The following is a 20,127-nucleotide window of genomic DNA, read 5'->3' on the forward strand; positions in this document are numbered from 1 at the left end:
GGAACGCGGCGGCCGGATGGCCGGCCGGGGGCGCGCCCGCCGATAGGCTTAGAGGCCCTGTACGCGGCGACCGGTGTCGGCTTCGAACCAGTGCAGCGGGTGGCGGCCGTCCGGGCCGACGTTGACGCGGTTGCCCACCTTGGCGGACGACTCCGACAATTGGCGCGTCGTGCAGCGCACGACCAGCGTGGTCTTGCCGCAGCGGCAGTGCACCAGCTGTTCCGAACCCAGTGTCTCGACCATTTCAACCTCGGCCGGCACGCCTTGCGTGTTCAGCAGCATGTGCTCCGGACGCATGCCCATGATGATCTTGCGGCCGCGCACTTGCGAGGGCACTTGCAGCGGCGAGATTTCCAGCGGCGTGCCGTCGGCCGTCTGCACGGTACCGTCGCCTGCCACCTGTACTTCCATCAAGTTCATCGGGGGCGAGCCGATGAAGCCGGCCACGAACGTCGAGGCGGGCTTTTCGAACACTTCCATCGGCGTGCCGATCTGCTCGGGCACGCCTTGGTACATGACGATCATGCGGTGCGCCAAAGTCATGGCTTCGACCTGATCGTGCGTCACGTACAGGCTGGTCGTGCCCAGGCGGCGGTGCAGCTTCATGATTTCAAGGCGCATCGCCACGCGCAGCTTGGCATCCAGGTTCGACAACGGTTCGTCAAACAGGAACACCTTGGGTTCACGCACGATGGCGCGGCCCATGGCCACGCGTTGGCGCTGGCCGCCGGACAGCGCGCGGGGACGGCGGTCCAGCAGGTGGCCCAGTTCAAGAATCTGCGCGGCGATGTCCACGCGCTTTTTGATCTCGTCCTTGGAGAACTTGCGGATCTTCAAGCCATAGGCCATGTTTTCAAACACGGTCATGTGCGGGTAGAGCGCGTAGTTCTGGAACACCATCGCGATGTCGCGTTCGGCGGGTTCCAGGTTGTTGACGACCTTGTCGTCGATGACGATGTCGCCGCTGGTCACGGTTTCCAGGCCGGCCACCATGCGCATCAGCGTGGATTTGCCGCAGCCGGACGGGCCGACGATGACGATGAATTCGCCGTCTTTGACATCCATGTCGATGCCATGGATGACCGGCACATTACCGGCATAGGTTTTCTTGACGTTACGGAAGCTGAGAGTAGCCATGTTTATTCGTGTTCGGAGTCGTGTTCGGGTAGGCGAGGGCGGGCAAGCGTCACTTTTCAGTGTCGACCAGACCCTTGACGAACCATTTCTGCATCAGGATGACGACGAGCGCCGGCGGAATCATGGCCAGCATGGCGGTGGCCATGGTGATGTTCCATTCGGTCACGCTGTCGCCGCCGCTGATCATCCGCTTGATGCCGATGACGACGGGGTACATGTCTTCCTGCGTGGTGATGAGCAGCGGCCACAGGTATTGGTTCCAGCCGTAGATGAACTGGATCACGAACAGGGCGGCGATGCTGGTCTTGGACAGCGGCAGCAGGACGTCGAAGAAGAACCGCACGGGGCCCGCGCCGTCGATGCGCGCGGCTTCGATGAGCTCGTCCGGCACCGTCAGGAAGAACTGGCGGAACAGGAAAGTGGCGGTGGCCGAGGCGATCAGCGGCAACGTCAGACCGGCGTAGCTATTGAGCAGCCCCAGGTCTGCGACCACTTTGTAGGTGGGCGCGATCCGGACTTCGACGGGCAGCATCAGCGTGACGAAGATCATCCAGAAAAAGAACATGCGGCCGGGGAAGCGGAAGTACACGACCGCGAAAGCCGACAGCAGCGAGATCGCGATCTTGCCGATGGAAATCGACAGCGCCATGATCAGGCTGACGTACATCATGCGGCCGACGGGCGCGCCCGACGAACCGCCGGACGAGCCGCCGAACAGCGCCTGCATGTAGTTATCGACAAAGTGCGGGCCGGGAATCAGCGACATCGGCGCTTGCGCCACTTCCTGAGCAGTCTGCGTGGACGCGACGAAAGTGATGTAAAGCGGAAATGCCACCATCGCCACGCCGCAGAGCAGAATGAAGTGGGCCAGAATATCCAGCCAGGGACGGCGTTCAACCATTGTTATTAGCCTCGAACAAAATCAATACTGCACTTTGCGGTCGACGTAGCGGAACTGTACGACCGTCAAGGCAACCACAATGAACATCAAGATGACCGACTGGGCAGCGGACGAACCCAGGTCCAGACCACGGAAGCCGTCGCTGTACACCTTGTAGACCAGGATCGAGGTCGACGTGCCGGGACCGCCCTGCGTCGTGGTGTCCACAACGGCGAAGGTGTCGAAGAAGGCATAGATGATGTTGACCACCAGCAGGAAGAACGTGGTGGGCGACAGCAGCGGGAACACGATGCTCCAGAAGCGGCGCGCCGGGCTGGCGCCGTCGATCGCGGCGGCTTCGATGAGCGAGCGCGGAATCGATTGCAGGCCTGCCAGGAAGAACAGGAAGTTGTACGAGATCTGCTTCCAGACGGCGGCGACAAGCACCAGCATCATGGCCTGGTTGCCGTCCAGGCGCGGGTTCCAGTCCACGCCGGACTTGCGCAGCGCGACAGCCAGAATGCCCACGGAAGGCGAAAACATGAACAGCCACAGCACGCCGACCACGGCGGGCGCCACGGCGTAAGGCCAGATCAGAAGGGTCTTGTAGAGCCCCGCGCCGCGGATCACGCGGTCGGCCATGACGGCCAGCAGCAAGGACACGCCCAGACCGACAACGGCCACCAGCACCGAGAACACGGCGGTGACACGGAAGGAATCAAGGTAGGCCTGTTGCGAGAACAGTTCCATGAAGTTGTCGAGGCCGACGAACTCGGACGACAAACCGAAGGCGTCTTCCAACCGCATGGACTGCCACATGGCTTGTCCGGCGGGCAGGAAAAAGAAGACCACGGTAATGATCAGCTGCGGCAGAAGCAGCAGATAGGGCAGGGTCTTATGCCCGAATACAACGCGTTTTTCCATAGGGGGTACCCAAGGTACAGAAAAGCGGCGGTTGGATTAACCGCCGCTTGAAACCGCTTTCATAAAAATACGATAGGCTTAAAGCCCTAAAAAAACCAGGGCTTTAAGCCTTGCGCTCGTATCCGGATTGGCCGTTAAGTCATTGTCACGCTTGAGAAATGCGCGAAGGCAATCGACTGACGGAATCCCGGAAAGGGCGCTACTTTACACTCTTCTCGAACTTTTCCAGCAACTCGTTGCCGCGCTTGACGATGTTCTCGGCGCCGTCCTTGGCCGCAACCTTGCCGGACACGATGCGTTCGATTTCAGCGTCTTCGATTTCGCGGATCTGCGGCAGGAAGCCCAGGCGCAAACCACGCGATTGCGCGGTGGTTTCAACGTTCAGCTGCTTGACGCCAACTTCGGTACCCGGGTTCTTTTCATAGAAGCCGTCTTTCTTGGTCAGTTCGTAGGCGGCCTTGGTGACCGGCACGTAGCCGGTCTGCTGGTGCCAGCGAGCGGCGATTTCCGGGCTGGCCAGGAACTTGAAGAACGCGGTCACGCCCTTGTAGGTTTCCGGCTTCTTGTTGGCGAAGACCCACAGCGAAGCGCCGCCGATGATGGTGTTCTGCGGGGCGCCTTGCACGTCGGCGTAGTAGGGCACGGTGGAAGTGCCGAATTCGAACTTGGCGTTCTTGGCGATGTTGGCGCGCAGGCCCGACGAACCGGTGATCATGGCGCACTTGCCGCTGATGAACAGCGAGTTCGGCTCGTCGCCGCGACCGCCGTACATGAAGATGCCTTCCTTGCCCAGCTTGGCCAGGTTTTCCAGATGGCGCACGTGCAGCGGGGTGTTGATCGCGATGCGGGCGTCCAGGCCACCGAAACCGTTGTCCTTGGTGGCGTACGGCACGTTATGCCAGGCCGAGAACGTTTCCAGTTGAACCCACGACGGCCACGACGTGGTGTAGCCACATTCCTGGCCGGCGGCCTTGAGCTTCTGACCGGCGGCGGCCAGCTCTTCCCAGGTCTTGGGCGGCTTGTCGGCGTCCAGGCCGGCCTTCTTGAAGGCGTCCTTGTTGTAGTAGAAGACAACCGTCGAGCTGTTGAAGGGCATCGACACCAGCTTGCCGTCGGCCGACGAGTAGTAGCCGGCCACGGCGCCGATGAATTCCTTCGGGTCGATCGGGTTGCCGACTTCTTCCGACATCTGTTGGACCGGCTTGATGGCGCCCTTGGCGTACATCATCGTGGCGGTGCCGACTTCGAACACTTGGAGGATGTCCGGCGCATTGCCGGCGCGGAACGCGGCGATGCCGGCATTCATGGATTCGCCGTAGTTGCCCTTGTAGATCGCCTTGACCTGGTAGTCAGGGTTCTTCTTGTTGAACTCGTCAACCAGACCGTTGACGCGGTCGCCCAGGGCGCCTTCCATCGAGTGCCAGAACTGGATCTCGGTGGCGGCATGCGCGGACGCGCCCGCGAACGCAGCCATGACGGCGGCGAAGGTTAAAGCAATACGGTGTGATCGCATGGTGAAGTTCCTCCTGATGGGCGTGTTGTGACCGGGTAGTCCGGACACGGAAAACACGACACCTTATGAATTGTTTGTGACAAAACCGTGACTTTCACATCACTCCAAACGCCTGTCAAATTGCGCGTTTCAGGCGCGAACGAACATTTTCTTTTTTTTCCCCAACGTAGTTGACCGATTACAATGCTGCGCTATGAAAAACGAACTTTCGATTGCGTTCATTGGCGGCGGCAATATGGCGGCCGCTTTGGCCTCCGGTCTGGCCGGCAAAGTATGCCCCGCCGGGAACATCCATGTCATTGACATTAATAAGGATAGCCACGCAGCGTGGCAGGCGCGCGGCATGACCACCGCGGTGGCTCCCGACGAGGCCCTGGCGCGGTGCCGCGTTTGGGTGTTCGCGGTCAAGCCACAGAACATGAAAGATGTTGTGGCTTCCACACGTCAGTGGCTTCGGGACGACACCTTGGTGGTAAGCGTTGCCGCCGGCATTCGCGCCGACACCCTGGCCGGCTGGCTCGGCACGCCCGACGCGCCGTTCAAGCGGCTGGTGCGCTGCATGCCCAATACGCCCGCGCTGGTGGGCGCCGGCATGACGGGCCTGGCCGCGCTGGACGGCGTGGGTGAGGCCGACCGCGAACTGGCTGCGCAGTTGCTGTCCAGCGTGGGGCAGGTGGTGTGGGTGGCCGACGACGCCGCGCTGGACGGCGTGACCGCGTTGTCGGGCAGCGGGCCGGCCTATGTGTTCTTGTTCCTGGAAGCGCTGGTGTCCGGCGGGTTGAAGGTCGGTCTGACCGAAGCCCAAGCCAAGCAGTTGGCCTTGGGCACGCTGGCCGGCGCCACCAAGCTTGCGGCGGAATCTGACGAACCCTTGTCCGTGCTGCGCGAGCGCGTCACGTCCAAGGGCGGCACCACGGCGGCGGCGCTGGCGGCATTCGGCGCGGCCGGGTTTACCGGCATCGTTGAAGACGCCATGGCCGCCGCGGCCCGCCGGTCGGGCGAGCTGGCAGAGGAATTTGGGAAATGATCAAGGCAAGCCGGGGCTTTCCCGCCATGAGCCGCACGCAATTCGGCATCGCCGTGTTGTGCATGCTGCTGGTGGTGGTGGGCTCCAACATTCTGGTGCAGGTGCCGCTTAACGATTGGTTGACGTGGGGCGGGCTGTCGTACCCCATCGCCTTCCTGGTGACCGACGTACTGAACCGCCGTTTTGGCCCGGGCGCCGCGCGGCGCGTGGTCTGGTTCGGCTTTGCGGCCGCATTGGTGGTGTCGTTCTGGGTGGCCTCGCCGCGCATTGCGCTGGCGTCCGGCCTGGCTTACATCTGCGCGCAGCTGGTTGACATCCAGGTGTTTGACCGCCTGCGCGACCAACGCTGGTGGCGTGCGCCGCTGGTGTCGGGCGTGTTGGGCGCCATTCTGGATACGGTGGTGTTCTTCAGCGTGGCGTTCGCCGCCACGGGTGCGCCCTGGACGACCTGGCTGATGGGCGATCTGGCCATCAAGCTCGTGGTCAATATCAGCATGTTGGCGCCGTTCCGTGCACTGATGTGGAACCTGGCCAGGCCCGCCAACGCCTGAAGGTAACGGCCCGGATCGCAACGTCGGTTCGCCGTGCCAAAAAAAGCGCGTATGGACAGCGGTTTCTCCGCTTGCCATACGCGCTTTTTTATTAACCGAATAATCATTATTCGTAAGTCCGGCGTAAGCAGTGTATTTAAATGCGAGACCGCCCGTAATTCGAACGCTGTATTAATGATTATTCATATATCCGCGGGTGGCAGCGGTGGCGCGAAGCAGCCCCCATCCCGCCTGTAAATTCCGCGATTTTCCCAGCGATTTCAGGGGCTTGCAAAACTGATCCGTCACGATTAAACGTTTGGCGCTAAATATTGGGGATTACACGCAGTGACAGTATGGCGGCTTGCTTCCAGAATACCGCCCACACCGTGTTTTTGCCCAAGAAGCCGGCGACGCGCGATACGGATTGCGGGGTATCCACCCGACTAACCGTTTCGATCAGAGCCGCTCAAAACCTCGCTGGAGAACTCCGCATGAAGTTTCTGAATCGCCTTACCCCGGTTGCCATGGCGCTTGGGGCACTTGCCTTGGCTGGCGCCGCGCACGCCGCCGACACGATCAAGATTGGCATTCCCCAGCCTATGACCGGCCCCAACACCCAATACGGTGACCAGATCCAGGCCGGCGCCCTGACCGCCATTGAAACCATCAACGCCAAGGGCGGGGTCAAGGGCAAGAAGCTTGAACCCATCCTGATCGACGACGGTTGCGAACCCAAGCAGGCCGTTCCGGCCGCCAACCGCGTGGTCAACTCCGGCGCCAAGTTCGCCGTGGCCCACGCTTGCTCGGGCGTGACCGTGGCCGCCGTGAAGGTCTACGAGGAAGAGGGCATTGTCGGCATCACCCCGGGCGCCACGTCGCCGCTGGTTACCGACACCATCAAGCCGCATTTCTTCTTCCGCACGATCGGCCGCGACGACCAGCAAGGCCCGTACGCCGCCGCGTACATCGCCAAGACGCTGAAGCCGCAGAAGGTTGCCGTGCTGCACGACAAGCAGACGTACGGCTCGGGCGTGGCCACGCAAGTGAAGGACGCGCTGGCCAAGCAGAACGTCAACGTGGCGCTGTTCGAAGGTATCAACGTTGGCGACAGCGACTACTCGGCCATCATCACCAAGCTGAAGTCGGCGGGCGTGGACCTGGTCTACTTCGGCGGCTACCACCCCGAACTGGGCCTGCTGCTGCGCCAGTCGCGTGAACAAGGCCTGAAGGTTCAGTACATGGGTCCGGAAGGCACGGCCAACCAGGATCTGGTGGCGATTGCCGGCCCGGCCATCGACGGCCTCTTGGTCACGCTGCCGGCTGACTTCACCAAGCTGCCCGGCAACGAAAGCATCGTCAAGGCCTTCAAGGACGCCAAGCGCGATCCGGACGGCGCCTTCCAGATGCCCGCGTACGCCGCCGTGCAGATCCTGGCCGACAGCATCAACGCCGTGGGCGAAGATCCCGCCAAGGTCGCGGACTACATGCACAAGACCACGTTCAATACCGGCATCGGCAAGGTCGAATACGACGCCAAGGGCGATTTGAAGAACTTCGAATTCGCCGTCTACAAGTGGGACAAGGACGGAAAGAAGACCCAGCTGTAAACTCGCGATCCCGCCGGCACGGTGCCGGCGTGTAGGGCCTGTCGTCTTCGTTGTGCCGTAATCCGCGTAGCGATGCGCCAAAAGCGCTGTGCGGCCGGCAAGCGGTGACCACAGGCCCTTATAAAATACGCCCAGGTTTCCGGCTCCGGGTCTTCTCACCGGGGCCGGAACCATTTGGAGCAAGAGAATAATGTCTGACCTCATACCCCAACTTACCCAGCAATTCTTCAACGGATTGTCTCTGGGCGCGATCTACGCGTTGATCGCCATCGGCTACACAATGGTCTACGGCATCATCGGTATGATCAACTTCGCCCACGGCGAAATCTATATGATCGGCGCCTATGTCGGCCTGGTCACCTTGACGTCCATCGGCACCAATAGCGGGCTGCCGGTGCCGTTCATCATTGCCGCCATGCTGCTTGTGGCCATTACCGTGACCGGCATCTACGGCTTCTCGGTCGAACGCGTGGCGTACCGCCCCGTACGAGGCAGCCCCCGCCTGGTGGCGCTGATCTCGGCAATCGGGATGTCGATCTTCCTGCAGAACTGGGTGGCCCTGGGCCAAGGCGCGCGCGACATGGCCGTGCCGTCGCTGGTATCCGGCGCCGTGCAGTTCCACATGGGATCCGACTTCGACGTGACGGTGCCGTATTCGCGCATCATGATCATCGTCGTGACGGTGGTGCTGATGATCGGCCTGACGCTGTTCATCAAGTATTCGCGCATGGGCCGCGCTTCGCGCGCCTGCTCGCAAGACATGCACATGGCCAACCTGCTGGGCATCGACACCAACCGCGTGATCTCGTTCACGTTCGTGATGGGCGCGATCCTGGCGGCGGTGGGTGGTGTGCTGATCGCCATCACCATCGGCAAGCTCAACCCGTTCATCGGCTTTCTGGCCGGCATCAAGGCCTTTACGGCGGCGGTGCTGGGCGGCATCGGCAGCATCCCCGGCGCGATGCTGGGCGGCGTGCTGCTGGGCCTGGCCGAGACCTTCGCGGCTGCCTATATCTCGTCACAGTACAAGGACATCGTGGCGTTTTCGCTGCTGGTCCTGATTCTGTTGTTCCGTCCCACCGGGCTGTTGGGCAAACCTGAGGTGGAAAAAGTCTGATGTCCAAAAACAATATTAAAAACGCCACGATGGCGGCCGTGCTGACGGCGGTCATCGTTACCCCGGTGTTTGGCCTGCAACTGATTCGTCAGGGTGCGCGCACGTCGATGGAATCGCACTGGGGCCTGGTGGCCCTTGCCGCGGCCGTGGTGTTTGTGTTCCAGATGCTGCGCCCGTGGATCGCCATTCCGTTCCAGAAGCTCAAGACGGGCCTGCCGACACTGCCGTCGGCGCCCGCCAAGAGCCACAAGGGGCTGGCGCTGTTGCTGCTTGCCATCGCGGTCATCTGGCCATTCTTCGCGGGACGCAGCTCGGTCGACATCGCGACCCTGGTGCTGATCTACGTGATGTTGGGCCTGGGCCTGAACATCGTGGTGGGCTTTGCGGGGCTGCTGGATCTGGGCTTCGTGGGCTTTTATGCCGTGGGCGCGTACACCTACGCCTTGCTGTATCACTGGGGCGGCTGGAGCTTCTGGGAAGCGCTGCCGTTCTCGGGCGCGATGGCGGCCTTGTTCGGCTTCGTGCTGGGCTTTCCGGTGCTGCGGTTGCGGGGCGATTACCTGGCCATCGTGACGCTGGGTTTCGGTGAAATGATCCGCCTGCTGCTCATCAACCTGAACACGCTGACCGGCGGCCCGGACGGCATTTCCGGCATTCCGAAGCCCACGGTGTTCGGCCTGGAAATGACGCGTCGCGCCAGCACCGAAGGCGGCACCACGTTCCACGACTTTTTCGGCCTGACGTTCCAGAACCAGCACATGGTCATCTATCTGTACATGATGGCGCTGCTGCTGGCCCTGATTACGTTGTTCGTTTCCACGCGTTTGATCCGCATGCCGGTCGGACGTGCCTGGGAAGCGCTGCGCGAAGACGAAATCGCGTGCCGCTCGCTGGGGCTCAACCCCACGCGCATCAAGCTGTCTGCCTTCACGCTGGGCGCGACGTTCGCCGGTTTTGGCGGGGCGTTTTTCGCCGCTCGCCAAGGCATGGTGAACCCGGAATCCTTCACCTTCATCGAATCCGCGTTGATCCTGGCCATTGTGGTGCTGGGCGGCATGGGCTCGCAGGTGGGTGTGATTCTGGCGGCCATCCTGCTGACCGTGCTGCCCGAGCTGGCGCGCGAGTTCGCCGAGTACCGGATGCTGATGTTCGGCTTGGTGATGGTGTTGATGATGATGTGGCGTCCGCAGGGGTTGTTGCCCATGAAGCGTCCCCACGTGGAGCTGTCTAAATGAGCGAGGCATTGCTGAAAGTATCCGGGCTCACCATGCGGTTCGGCGGCCTGTTGGCCGTGGACAGCGTGGGGTTCGAAGTCCAATCCGACGAGGTCTTCGCCATCATCGGCCCCAACGGGGCCGGCAAGACCACCGTGTTCAACTGCGTGGGCGGCTTCTATGCGCCCACGGCCGGCGACATCATCATGGACGGCAAGCCGATCACCGGTCTGCCCAGCCACAAGGTGGCGCGCCATGGCCTGGTGCGCACGTTTCAGAACGTGCGCCTCTTCAAGCAGCTGACCGTGCTGGAAAACCTGCTGGTGGCGCAGCACACGCAGGTGGAATCGCGGCTGCTGCCGGGCTTGTTGAAGCTCAAGGGCTATCGACAGTCGGAAGCCGAAGCGCTGTCGCGCGCGGCGCAGTGGCTGGATTTCATGGGTTTGCGCGAATTCGCCAACCGCGAAGCGGGCAACCTGGCCTATGGCCACCAGCGCCGTCTGGAAATCGCGCGCTGCATGATCACCAAGCCGCGTTTGCTGATGCTGGACGAACCGGCAGCCGGCCTGAACCCGCAGGAAAAGCGCGATCTGCAATCGCTGATCGACCAGCTGCGCCGCGAGTTCGGCGTGGCGGTGCTGCTGATCGAGCACGACATGAGCCTGATCATGGGCATTTCCGACCGTATCCTGGTCATGGAACACGGCAAGCCGATCACCACCGGCACCCCCGAGCAGGTGCGCAACGACGAGCGCGTCATCAAAGCGTACCTGGGGGAGGAATGATGCTTAAGCTGGAAAACATACACACCTTTTACGGGGCCATCCAGGCGTTGAACGGCGTGTCGGTAGAGGTCAACAAGGGCGAAATCGTCACCTTGATCGGCGCTAACGGTGCCGGCAAGACGACGCTGTTGATGACGGTCTGCGGCAACCCGCGCGCGCGTGAAGGCAAGATCACGTTCGAAGGAGAGGACATCACCCACAAGGACACGCACCACATCATGCGCAATGGCATCGCCATTTCGCCTGAAGGCCGGCGCGTGTTCAAGGACCTGACCGTTGCTGAAAACCTGATGATGGGCGGCTTTTTTTCCAAGCGCGCTGAAATCGAAGAGGGCATCGATCACGTCTACGGCCTGTTCCCGCGTTTGAAAGAGCGTTCGGCCCAGCGCGCCGGGCTGATGTCGGGCGGCGAGCAGCAGATGCTGGCGATCGGCCGCGCGCTGATGACGCGCCCGCGCCTGCTGCTGCTGGACGAGCCCACGCTGGGGCTCGCGCCGCTGGTGATTGCGCAGATTTTCGACATCATCCGCGAAATCCGCGAGCAGGGCGTGACGGTATTCCTGGTGGAGCAGAACGCGAACAAGGCGCTTGGCGTGGCCGATCGCGGTTATGTGCTTGAAAACGGCCGCGTCGTGTTGCAAGACACGGGCGCCAATTTGCTGGTCAACGATCAAGTCCGCAAGGCGTACCTGGGCGGATAAGAACCGCGTTGACACATTCCCCGCGAAGGGAAATTCGGGCGCATCGAAAGATGCGCTTTTTTTTCCGCCCGTTTCGGTCAGGCCGCGATCAGCTGCTTGGCCAGATCCGCTTCGTAGTGCGCGATGGCGGCGCGCGCCAAGGCGTCGATGGAGTCCGTCAGCGTCACGCCCAGACTGGCGCGCAGCGCGTGCGGCACGGCCAGCGGCAGTTCAGTGCAGCCCAGCACCACGGCGTCGGCGCCGCGCGCTTTCAGGCGGGCGATGCATTCCGCGGCGGGCGCGAACGCGTCTTCCAGGCGGTTGCCTTTGACGGCGCGAATCGAACCCATGCAATAGCGTTCGACCTCGTCGTCATCCGGCACGATGCACTCGTAGCCTTGCGCCAGCAAGTGCTTCTGGTACAGGCCCAGCTTCAACGTAGCAGCCGTGCCCATCAGCCCGATACGCCCGCCGGGCAAGCCCAGGCGGCGCAGGTCGTCGATGACGGCCTGGATGATGTGCAGCACCGGTACGCCGGTAGCGGCCGCGATGTCGTGGTACCAGAGATGCGCCGTGTTGCAGGGGATGGCGATCAGTTGGGCGCCCGCCTGTTCCAGAAAGCGCACGCCTTCGACCATATGGGGCAGGGGGCTTTCGCCGCCGGCCATGTAGGCGCTGGACCGGTCGGGAATGCGGGGATCGTTGCGCAGCAGCGTGGGGATGTGCTGCTGGTCAATCGCGGCGGGCGTCAGCGCCGCCAGGCGTAGGGCAAAGGCCGCGCCGGCCATGGGACCCATACCGCCCAATACACCCAGGTAGCATCCCTGGGAAAACGTCTTCACTTTATACACTCCGGGCTAAGGCATCACCGGGCGTCAAAACCTGGCCCGGGCGTTGCGTGGTGGTCCGTTCCCCATCCCACACCTGGCGGCCATTGACCCACACCGCGTGGATGCCCTGGCTTGCCTGAATGGGAGCTGAAAACGTGGCCACATCCGTTACCGTGGCAGGATCGAACAGCACCAGGTCAGCATGATACCCCTGGCGCAGCAGACCGCGTTCGGCGATGCCATATTGGTCAGCCGCCAGGCCGGTCATCTTGTGGATGGCGGCTTCCAGCGACAGTAGCTGTTGTTCGCGCACCATCGTGCGCAGCACATTGGTGAAGGTGCCCCATTGGCGGGGGTGCGGGTGCGGATCGAACGGCAGGCCGTCCGAACCGACCATCGTCAGCGGATGCGCAAAAATGCGGTTGACGTCGGCTGGGTCCATCAAAAAGTAGATGGCGCCAGCGGGAGCCAGGCGCGCCACGGCGGCCTCATCGTCCAGGCCCAGCTCTTGCATGACGTCGCTGAAGTCACGGCCCGTGGCGTCGGGGTAGCCTTTGGACCACGTGATCATCGTGCGGCTGGCCAGCCGCGCGCGGTCCAGGCGCAGCATCGTGGACGTGGCGGGGTAGGGATGGCAGTCCAGGCAAACGGGCTGATTGGCCGCGGCGCGGTTGATCAGGTCCAGCGTTTCGCGCGTGCGGCCATGGTTGCGTTCGCCGGCCAGCTTGTGGTGCGAGAAGACCACGCGGCAGTCCAGTTCACGGCCGATCAGCAGCGCCTCTTGCATGGCGGGCACGATATGGTCGGCCTCGTCGCGCAGGTGGGTGGCGTACAGGCCGCGCCGGCCCGCGTTATGAGCGGGAAGCAAAGGCCGGCACACGTCGATGATTTCGTCGGTGGGCGCGGCGCTGGCGGGCGGATAGAACGTTCCCGTCGACACGCCGAAGGCGCCCGCTTCCAGCGCTTCTTGCAGCAGCGCCCGCATGGCGGCGCGCTCAGCGTCGTCGGCGGGGCGCGAGGTGTCGTCCATGACGGCCACGCGCAAGGTGGTGTGGCCCACCAGCGCAATGACGTTCACGGCGGCGGGCGTGTCGCGCAAGGCGTCCATCCACGCGCGAAACGTACCAAAGCGGAACAGCTCGGGCGGCCCCAGCAGGTCCAGCGGTTGGGGAATGCTGTCGCATTCCAACGGCGCCAGGCTGATGCCGCAGTTGCCGGTCACCACCGTGGTGATGCCCTGCGACACCTTGGGCAGCATGTCGGGGTGCGCCAGCAGGTAGCCGTCATCGTGGGTGTGGGAATCGATGAAGCCGGGCGCCAGCACCTGGCCCCGGCCATCGATGACCGGCACCCCCGCAGGGTGGGCAAAACTGCCCACGGCCACGATGCGTTCGCCCAGCACGGCCACGTCGCCCTGGCGGGCGGGCGCGCCCGAACCGTCGATAAGCGTGGCGCCGGCCACGATGAAGTCTGCCTGCAAGGTGTGCTGCGTCATGAAGGCTTAGTCCAGTTTCTCGATGCCGGCAGTGTCGATGATCTTCTGCCACTTGGCGGTTTCACGGTCGATCAACTGCTTGAACTCTTCCGGCGAGCCCGTTGCCGGTTCGGCGCCCAGCGTGGCCAGGCCGGTGCGCACGTCGGGTGCGGCCAGGGCTTTCTGGATGGCGGCGTTCAGCTTGGTAACGACGTCGGCCGGCGTGCCCTTGGGCGCGACCACGCCGCCCCAGGCCACCGTTTCATAGCCCTTCAGGCCGGATTCGTCCAGCGTGGGCACATCAGGCATCAGCGCCAGGCGCTTCAGGCTGCTGACGCCGATGGCTCGCACCTTGCCGCTCTTGACCAGCGGTGCGGCTTCGGACGTGTTGACGAACAGGTAGTCCAGGCGACCGCCCAGCAAGTCCTGAATGGCGGCGGGGCCGCCGTTGTACGGGATGAACATGACGTCCAGCTTGGCCATGCTCTTGAACAGTTCGCCGCCCATGTGGCCGGTGGTGCCCACGCCCGACGCGCCATACGACAAGCGGCCCGGTTCCTTGCGGGCGCGGTCGATCAGGTCTTGCACGCTTTTGACGGGCGATTCGGCCGGCACGATCAGCGCGTTGTACAGGTCGAACATATGCGCGACCGGCGTCAAGTCCTGGTCGACGTCGTAGGGCAGGCGCTTGAACAGCGAGCGGTTAACCGCCAGCGTGTTGATGTTGCCGTAGCCCACCGTGTAGCCGTCCGGGGCGGCGCGCTTGACCAGCGCAATGCCGATGTTGCCGGCCGCGCCAGGACGGTTTTCGATCACCATCGTGGCGCCGGTGTCCTTGGCGATCTGGGTGGTGATCAGGCGCGACAGCACATCGGGCGAACCGCCGGCGGCGGACGGCACGACGAACGTGATGGGCTTGTCGGGATAGCCGTTGGCGGCCGATGCGGTGGCCACCAGTGTGGCGCTGACGGCCAGCGCGGACAGGCCGCGGATAAATTGACGATGCATGGTGGTATTCCCCTTGTTTTGTTGTGGTGACGGGCGCAGATTACACCCGCGTTGCGGCGCTGCATCATCGAAAAATGTGGCAATCCTATAATCCGCCGTTATCGATAAGGGGAAGAAAAAATGGATGCGGACGGCTATGCGGACGAGGTCGGACCCAGCGCGGGGCGGCCGTTGAACCTGCGTCAGATCGAGGTCTTCCGGGCGATCATGATGGCCGGCTCGATCAGCGGCGCGGGCCGCATGCTGCATGTGTCGCAGCCGGCCGTCAGCCGCGTGCTGGCGCTGACGGAATGCCGGCTGGGCTATCGCTTGTTTGAACGCGTCAAAAGCCGCTTGTCGCCCACGGCTGAAGCGCGGCGGCTGTATGCGGAAGTAGAGCAGGTGTATGGCGGCATCCAGCGCGTGAACGACCTTGCCGCCAGCCTGGGCCAATCCGGCGCGGGCATGTTGAAGATCGTGGCCAGCGCCAGCTTTGGGCAGCGGCTGATTCCGATGGCGCTTGAGCGCTTTCGCGGCCGTAATGCGGACGCCCGGGTGGACTACCGCAGCGTGACGTTCGACGAACTGGCGGCGTACTTTTTGTCGGGCCAGGCGGACATCGGCATTTCCATGCAGCCGCCCGATCATCCCAATTTGACGTCGGTGCGGCTGGCGCGTGTTCCCGTGGTGTGCGTGATGCCCGCCGCGCACCCGCTGGCCAGCCACAAGGTGGTGCATCCCGAGGATTTTTCATCCGCCGCGTGGATCGGCTATCCGCGCGACACGCCGCTGGGCCGAGCGCTGGTCACTTTTTTTGGCGCAGGGCCACGCCATGCCGCCGCCATCGAAGTGCATTCGCCGGTGACGGCGTGTTCGTTCGTACAGCAGGGGTTGGGGCCGGCGCTGGTGGACGCGTGGTGCGTATCGCCCGAGCAGTCCGCAAACGTGGTGTTGCGGCCGATCGCGCCCGAGGCCAGCGTTGAAATCTGGGCCACGCATTCGAACCTGAGCGCGCCGCCGCTGCTGGCGCGCAGGTTTTTGGCGGCGGTGAAAAAAACGCTGGAGCTGGAAAGCGCCGCCGACACGCAGTGAATGCGTCCGTTGTCGGCGGGTTCAGAGCAAGCGCGGAGTGTTTCCGGCGCGGTGCGGGGCTCGCAGGGCGCGGTACGCAGGACGCCGGACGCAGGACCGCGGACTTGAGATTACGCCAGCCCTTCGGCCTTCAATGCGGCCTGGACGCCCTTGTCGGCTTCCATGCGCTTTTCAAACGCCGCCAGATTGTCCTGGCCGGCCAGGTCGATTTCCTTGGCGCGCGCCCAGCGCAGCACCACGTACAGATAGGCATCGGCGATGGAAGGCGCGTCGCCCGCCAGATACGGCTTGCCGGCCAATTGCGCATCCAGCTGCGCGAACAGCTTGGTCAGCAGCTTGGACGCCGAACCCGCCAGCTCTTTCTGCGCGGCTTCATCGCCCAGGAAGCGAGACGCGCCAAAGATCATCGAGAAGGTCTTGTGGATGTCGGAATTGATGAAGCCCAGCCAACGGCGGACATCGGCGCGCGAGCGCGCGCTGCCGTCGCCCAGCAACTTGGCCTGAGGGGCCTGCTCGGCGATGTATTCCAGGATGGCTACGTTCTGCGTAAGGGTCCAGTCACCGTCGCTCAATGCGGGCACGGCGCCCAGCGGATTCACCTTCAGAAAGTCGGGTCCCTTGAGCGCTTCGCGGCTCAATTGATGCGTTTCATAGGGCTTGCCCACCCACTCCAGAACAATATGGGAAGCGAGCGAACACGCGCCGGGCATGTAGTAAAGTTTCATGTGATCGGGTCTCCTGAACGAAAGAACGGGCGGGCCCCCGTCCTTGGGCGCTATGGTACGCCACCCCCGGCGCGCTTGGCGCCAACTTGTCATGCCACCCGCGCCCGCATTCCCACTCGTTGCCGCCGGAGATGTCCATGCAGTCACGCACCGCCGCAAGCTCGCGCGCGATTCCCCGTTTTGCTTTCTCCACGTTGATACTGGCTGGCGCCATCTGGGCCGCAACGCCGGCTCGCGCCGCGCAGGAGCCACCGTCGGTGCCGGCGAACGTGACGGCGGTTGTCGGGGGGCTGGATCATCCTTGGGCATTGGCTTTCCTGCCCGATGGCGGCGGTGTGCTGATCACCGAACGACCCGGCAATCTGCGTCTGTTGCGCACGCCGGGCGGGTTGTCCAAGCCGCTGGCGGGCGTGCCCAACGTGGCGGCGCGCGGGCAGGGTGGTTTGCTGGACGTGGCGCTGTCGCCCGACTTCGCTAAGGATCGCTACGTGTACTTGTCGTATGCCGAGTCCGACGGTGATAAAAGCGGCACCGCCGTGGGCCGTGGCCGGCTGTCCGACGATGCGACCGCGCTGGAAGACTTCAAAGTGCTGTTCCGGCAGGCGCCCAAGCTATCCTCGGGTCTGCATTTTGGGTCGCGCCTGGTGTTTGACGGCAAAGGCCACCTGTTCATCTCGCTGGGCGAGAACAACCAGCGCCCCACGGCGCAGGACCTGGACAAGCTGCAAGGCAAGATCGTGCGCCTCAAGCTGGATGGTTCGGTGCCCGACGACAACCCCTTCGTGGGCAAGACAGGTGCGCGGCCGGAAATCTGGTCGTATGGGCATCGCAACCCGCAGGGCATGGCGATGAACCCCTGGACCGGCGAGCTTTGGGAAAACGAACACGGCCCGCGCGGCGGCGATGAAATCAATGTGGTGCAGCCGGGCAAGAACTATGGCTGGCCGCTGGCGACTTACGGCATCAACTATTCGGGCCAGCCCATCCCCGAGGCCAAGGGCGAGACCGCGCCGGGCACCGAGCCGCCGCTGTTCTGGTGGGCCAAGTCACCCGCTATCAGCGGCATGGCGTTCTACAACGCCGACCGCTTTCCGGCCTGGAAGCATTCCGTCTTTATCGGCGCGCTGGGCAATCAGAATTTGATCCGCCTGACGCTGGACGGCAACCGCGTCGTGGGCCAGGAATGGCTGCTGGTGGATCGCAAGAGCCGCATACGTGACGTGCGGCAAGGGCCGGACGGTTATGTGTATGTGTTGACGGACGCATCGCCGGGGCAACTGCTGCGGGTAGCGCCAGCGCAATCAGGAGGGTAAGCGATGAAGACGTACGAATTGATCGGGTCAGCCGGCTGCGGGTCGGCCATTGTGGAAATGGCGCTGGTGCTGGCCAATGTGCCGCACAGGCTGACGGACGTGCCGTACCTGAAGCCCGGCCCCGAGCGCGACCGCTTGCTTGCCCTGAACCCGCTGGGACAGGTGCCTACGCTGATCACGCCCGAAGGCGAGGTCATGACGGAAAGCGCCGCGATGATCCTGCATCTGCACGATGTGGCGCCGCAAGCGGGCTTGGTGCCGGCAGCCGACAAGCCCGAACGAGCGCATTTCCTGAATTTGCTGTTGCGGCTGGTCGCCGCGGTATACCCGACGTTCACCTATGGCGACATTCCCGCGCAATGGGCGGGCGAAGGCGCCGGGGCGGATCTGCTGCGGGAACGCATCCATACGCGGCGCGCCGAGTTGTGGAAAGAGCTGGAGCAGCAGGCCGGTGCGCCGCATATGCTGGGGCGGCGCTTCTCGGCGCTGGACCTGTATGTGACGGTCATGACGCACTGGCGGCCGGGGCAGGCATGGTTCCAGGCCGAATGCCCGGCGTTGACGTCCGTGGCGCGACAGGCCGCGCAGGAACCCAATGTGGCGCGGGTGCTGCGGCGGCATTTCCCGGCGCCGACCGAATAGCGCGTCGCATCGCTGGGTTGGTGGCCGGGTGGCGGGCCGCCGAATCTTGAAGAACGCGCGGCGCCGGGCCTATCAGGCCTTGCCGCGCCGCCGGCCCTTGGCGCGGGCTTCGCGCACCGCGATGTACACGCCGCTGCCGGCGATGATCAGCGCGCCCAGATAAGCGTAGGCGTCGGGGGCTTCGCGCCAGAAGATCCACCCCAGGATCGTGGCCCAGATCAGGCCGGTATAGTCGAACGGCGCAACGACCGATGCCGGGCCGATCCGGAAACCCTGCGTGATCAATGCCAGCCCCAATGTGCTGAAAAGCGCGATGCCGCCGAAGTAGGGCAGGTGTTCGGCGGCCGGCGTCTGCCACACCCACGGCAAGCCCACCGCGCTACAAATCAACTGCCCAAGCACGATATAGAACGTGGTTGTCAACATGCCTTCGGCGCGGCTGATGCCGCGCGCGGTAATCATCATGACGGCGTATAGCAAGGCTGTGGTCAGCGGATACAGCGTGGCCGCCTGAAAGGCATCCGAGCCCGGGCGCACCACGATCAGCACGCCCACGAACCCGGCCAGCACCGCCAGCCAGCGCTTGCCGTCGACGCGCTCTTTCAGGATCAGCACGGACAGCGCCGTCACGAACAAGGGCGCGGCAAATGCGATGGCGGTGGCTTCGGCCAGGGGCAGTGCGCGCAAGCCCAGGTAGAAACAACAGGCCGACACGACGTTGATTGCGCCGCGCAGCAGATGCAAGCCGGGATGCGCGGTGCGCATGACGCGGCGCCCGCCCAGCCACAAAGCCAGCGCGGTGACGAAGGGCAGCGCGATCAGGGCGCGCAGGAACAGGATCTGAAGCGGGTTGTAGTGGGCGCCCAGCCATTTGGCGTTGGCGTCGCTGAGGGTAAGAAAGAAGATGCCGCCCACCACGCAGGCGATGCCTGCAAAGGCGGAGTGTTCCCGGGCGGCGGGCAATACAGTCGAGGAAGACATCGGAAACCTGCAAAGGCGGCGCTTCCTGCCGCCGTTAGAGAAAAAACGGGTAAAAACCGGGGGTAAAAAACCGCGCCGGTTAAAAACGCGATCAACCCAGGCGCGCAGCGAAATGGCTTGGCGTGTTCAGCCCTGGGCGCGATAGGCGGCCAGGGCCACCATGGCCCATGCGGCCAGGAACGCGGTGCCGCCCAGCGGCGTGACGGCGCCCAGCCAGTGGATGCCCGTCAGCGACAGCGTGTAGAGGCTGCCCGAAAACAGCACGATGCCCACGAACATCACCAGCCCCGCAGCGGACAGCAGCGGCGACCCAAAGCGTGCGCCCAGCAGCGCGATAACGAACAAGCCCAGCGCATGCACCAGGTGATACAGCACACCGGTCTGCCAGACGGACAGCAGCTCGGGCGTCAGCATCCGCTTCAGACCATGCGCGCCAAACGCGCCCGCGCCCACCGCCACCATGAGATTAAGCGCCGCAAGTATCGTCAGCTGCCGGTCCGTCATTGCCAATCCTTATCGTTGTTCGTGTGTAACGCCGCCTATGATATGCCCAAATACGGTGCATGCCCGGCAGAACAGCGGCGCATTTGGCCCTTGCGACACGAATTCCAAATGAGATATTATAAATTCTGTTTGGAACATCTTTGTTTGAGTTTGAGCGGCGCC

General features: G+C 63.5%; 20 protein-coding genes. 10 read left to right on the top strand and 10 right to left on the bottom strand.

Going from position 1 to position 20,127, the window contains the following annotated elements:
* Positions 1–48: 48 nt before the first annotated feature.
* The 4 genes from KYT87_RS13750 to ugpB all read right to left on the bottom strand — a co-directional run bounded on the left by KYT87_RS13750 (position 49) and on the right by ugpB (position 4,454).
* Complete coding sequence (locus tag KYT87_RS13750; protein WP_046806306.1) at positions 49–1,137, bottom strand: sn-glycerol-3-phosphate import ATP-binding protein UgpC; 1,089 nt, start codon at positions 1,135–1,137, stop codon at positions 49–51.
* Between the two features lie 49 nt (positions 1,138–1,186).
* A complete protein-coding gene (gene ugpE / locus KYT87_RS13755; protein WP_046806305.1) occupies positions 1,187–2,038 on the bottom strand; it encodes a sn-glycerol-3-phosphate ABC transporter permease UgpE in 852 nt (283 codons plus the stop codon).
* A 21-nt stretch (positions 2,039–2,059) separates the two neighbouring features.
* Complete coding sequence (gene ugpA / locus KYT87_RS13760; RefSeq protein ID WP_046806304.1) at positions 2,060–2,941, bottom strand: sn-glycerol-3-phosphate ABC transporter permease UgpA; 882 nt, start codon at positions 2,939–2,941, stop codon at positions 2,060–2,062.
* A 199-nt stretch (positions 2,942–3,140) separates the two neighbouring features.
* Positions 3,141–4,454, bottom strand: a complete 1,314-nt coding sequence (gene ugpB / locus KYT87_RS13765) for a sn-glycerol-3-phosphate ABC transporter substrate-binding protein UgpB (RefSeq protein ID WP_046806303.1) — start codon at positions 4,452–4,454, stop codon at positions 3,141–3,143.
* 193 nt (positions 4,455–4,647) lie between these two features.
* On the opposite strand from ugpB, the gene proC reads away from it, so the two are divergent.
* The 7 genes from proC to KYT87_RS13800 all read left to right on the top strand — a co-directional run bounded on the left by proC (position 4,648) and on the right by KYT87_RS13800 (position 11,438).
* Positions 4,648–5,481, top strand: coding sequence for a pyrroline-5-carboxylate reductase (proC, locus tag KYT87_RS13770; RefSeq protein WP_219992473.1), 834 nt, complete (start codon positions 4,648–4,650; stop codon positions 5,479–5,481).
* Complete coding sequence (locus KYT87_RS13775) at positions 5,478–6,032, top strand: queuosine precursor transporter (RefSeq protein WP_046806301.1); 555 nt, start codon at positions 5,478–5,480, stop codon at positions 6,030–6,032. Before proC ends, KYT87_RS13775 begins: the two co-directional genes overlap by 4 nt.
* Before the next feature lie 473 nt (positions 6,033–6,505).
* Complete coding sequence (locus KYT87_RS13780) at positions 6,506–7,621, top strand: high-affinity branched-chain amino acid ABC transporter substrate-binding protein (RefSeq protein ID WP_104143925.1); 1,116 nt, start codon at positions 6,506–6,508, stop codon at positions 7,619–7,621.
* A gap of 190 nt (positions 7,622–7,811) precedes the next feature.
* Positions 7,812–8,738 (top strand): high-affinity branched-chain amino acid ABC transporter permease LivH, encoded by a 927-nt coding sequence (gene livH / locus KYT87_RS13785; protein WP_050728699.1) that lies wholly within the window; start codon positions 7,812–7,814, stop codon positions 8,736–8,738.
* Positions 8,738–9,973, top strand: a complete 1,236-nt coding sequence (locus KYT87_RS13790; protein ID WP_162941207.1) for a high-affinity branched-chain amino acid ABC transporter permease LivM — start codon at positions 8,738–8,740, stop codon at positions 9,971–9,973. Before livH ends, KYT87_RS13790 begins: the two co-directional genes overlap by 1 nt.
* Complete coding sequence (livG, locus tag KYT87_RS13795) at positions 9,970–10,737, top strand: high-affinity branched-chain amino acid ABC transporter ATP-binding protein LivG (RefSeq protein ID WP_046806298.1); 768 nt, start codon at positions 9,970–9,972, stop codon at positions 10,735–10,737. Before KYT87_RS13790 ends, livG begins: the two co-directional genes overlap by 4 nt.
* Positions 10,737–11,438: an ABC transporter ATP-binding protein gene (locus KYT87_RS13800; RefSeq protein WP_046806297.1), complete on the top strand. Its 702-nt coding sequence runs from the start codon at positions 10,737–10,739 to the stop codon at positions 11,436–11,438. The genes livG and KYT87_RS13800 overlap by 1 nt, the downstream gene beginning before the upstream one ends.
* 77 nt (positions 11,439–11,515) lie before the next feature.
* On the opposite strand, the gene KYT87_RS13805 is transcribed toward KYT87_RS13800, so the two are convergent.
* From KYT87_RS13805 to KYT87_RS13815, 3 genes are read right to left on the bottom strand one after another with little or no spacing between them, the layout of a single operon-like run.
* Positions 11,516–12,205: an aspartate/glutamate racemase family protein gene (locus KYT87_RS13805; protein WP_370638773.1), complete on the bottom strand. Its 690-nt coding sequence runs from the start codon at positions 12,203–12,205 to the stop codon at positions 11,516–11,518.
* 55 nt (positions 12,206–12,260) lie between these two features.
* Complete coding sequence (locus tag KYT87_RS13810; RefSeq protein ID WP_219992475.1) at positions 12,261–13,742, bottom strand: amidohydrolase family protein; 1,482 nt, start codon at positions 13,740–13,742, stop codon at positions 12,261–12,263.
* Positions 13,743–13,748: 6 nt separating this feature from the next.
* Entirely contained in the window at positions 13,749–14,729 is a 981-nt protein-coding gene (locus tag KYT87_RS13815; RefSeq protein WP_219992476.1) for a tripartite tricarboxylate transporter substrate binding protein, read from the bottom strand.
* 120 nt (positions 14,730–14,849) lie between these two features.
* On the opposite strand from KYT87_RS13815, the gene KYT87_RS13820 reads away from it, so the two are divergent.
* Positions 14,850–15,800 (top strand): LysR family transcriptional regulator, encoded by a 951-nt coding sequence (locus KYT87_RS13820; RefSeq protein ID WP_219992477.1) that lies wholly within the window; start codon positions 14,850–14,852, stop codon positions 15,798–15,800.
* Positions 15,801–15,910: 110 nt separating this feature from the next.
* Here KYT87_RS13820 and KYT87_RS13825 read toward each other — a convergent pair whose 3' ends face one another.
* A complete protein-coding gene (locus KYT87_RS13825; protein WP_104143932.1) occupies positions 15,911–16,525 on the bottom strand; it encodes a glutathione S-transferase family protein in 615 nt (204 codons plus the stop codon).
* 137 nt (positions 16,526–16,662) lie between these two features.
* Here KYT87_RS13825 and KYT87_RS13830 point away from each other — a divergent pair, with 137 nt between their 5' ends.
* Together KYT87_RS13830 and KYT87_RS13835 are read left to right on the top strand one after the other, a co-directional pair.
* The gene (locus KYT87_RS13830) at positions 16,663–17,838 is read left to right on the top strand and encodes a PQQ-dependent sugar dehydrogenase (protein ID WP_219992478.1); all 1,176 of its coding nucleotides are present in this window, start codon (positions 16,663–16,665) and stop codon (positions 17,836–17,838) included.
* 3 nt (positions 17,839–17,841) lie between these two features.
* A complete protein-coding gene (locus KYT87_RS13835) occupies positions 17,842–18,480 on the top strand; it encodes a glutathione S-transferase family protein (protein WP_046806290.1) in 639 nt (212 codons plus the stop codon).
* Between the two features lie 72 nt (positions 18,481–18,552).
* On the opposite strand, the gene KYT87_RS13840 is transcribed toward KYT87_RS13835, so the two are convergent.
* On the bottom strand, positions 18,553–19,461 hold the full coding sequence (locus tag KYT87_RS13840) for a DMT family transporter (protein ID WP_046806289.1): 909 nt from the start codon (positions 19,459–19,461) through the stop codon (positions 18,553–18,555).
* A gap of 126 nt (positions 19,462–19,587) precedes the next feature.
* Positions 19,588–19,965, bottom strand: a complete 378-nt coding sequence (locus tag KYT87_RS13845; RefSeq protein WP_104143935.1) for a DUF423 domain-containing protein — start codon at positions 19,963–19,965, stop codon at positions 19,588–19,590.
* Positions 19,966–20,127 lie beyond the last annotated feature (162 nt).

Source organism: Achromobacter sp. ES-001, assembly GCF_019448355.1.
GTDB lineage: Bacteria > Pseudomonadota > Gammaproteobacteria > Burkholderiales > Burkholderiaceae_B > Achromobacter > Achromobacter spanius_B.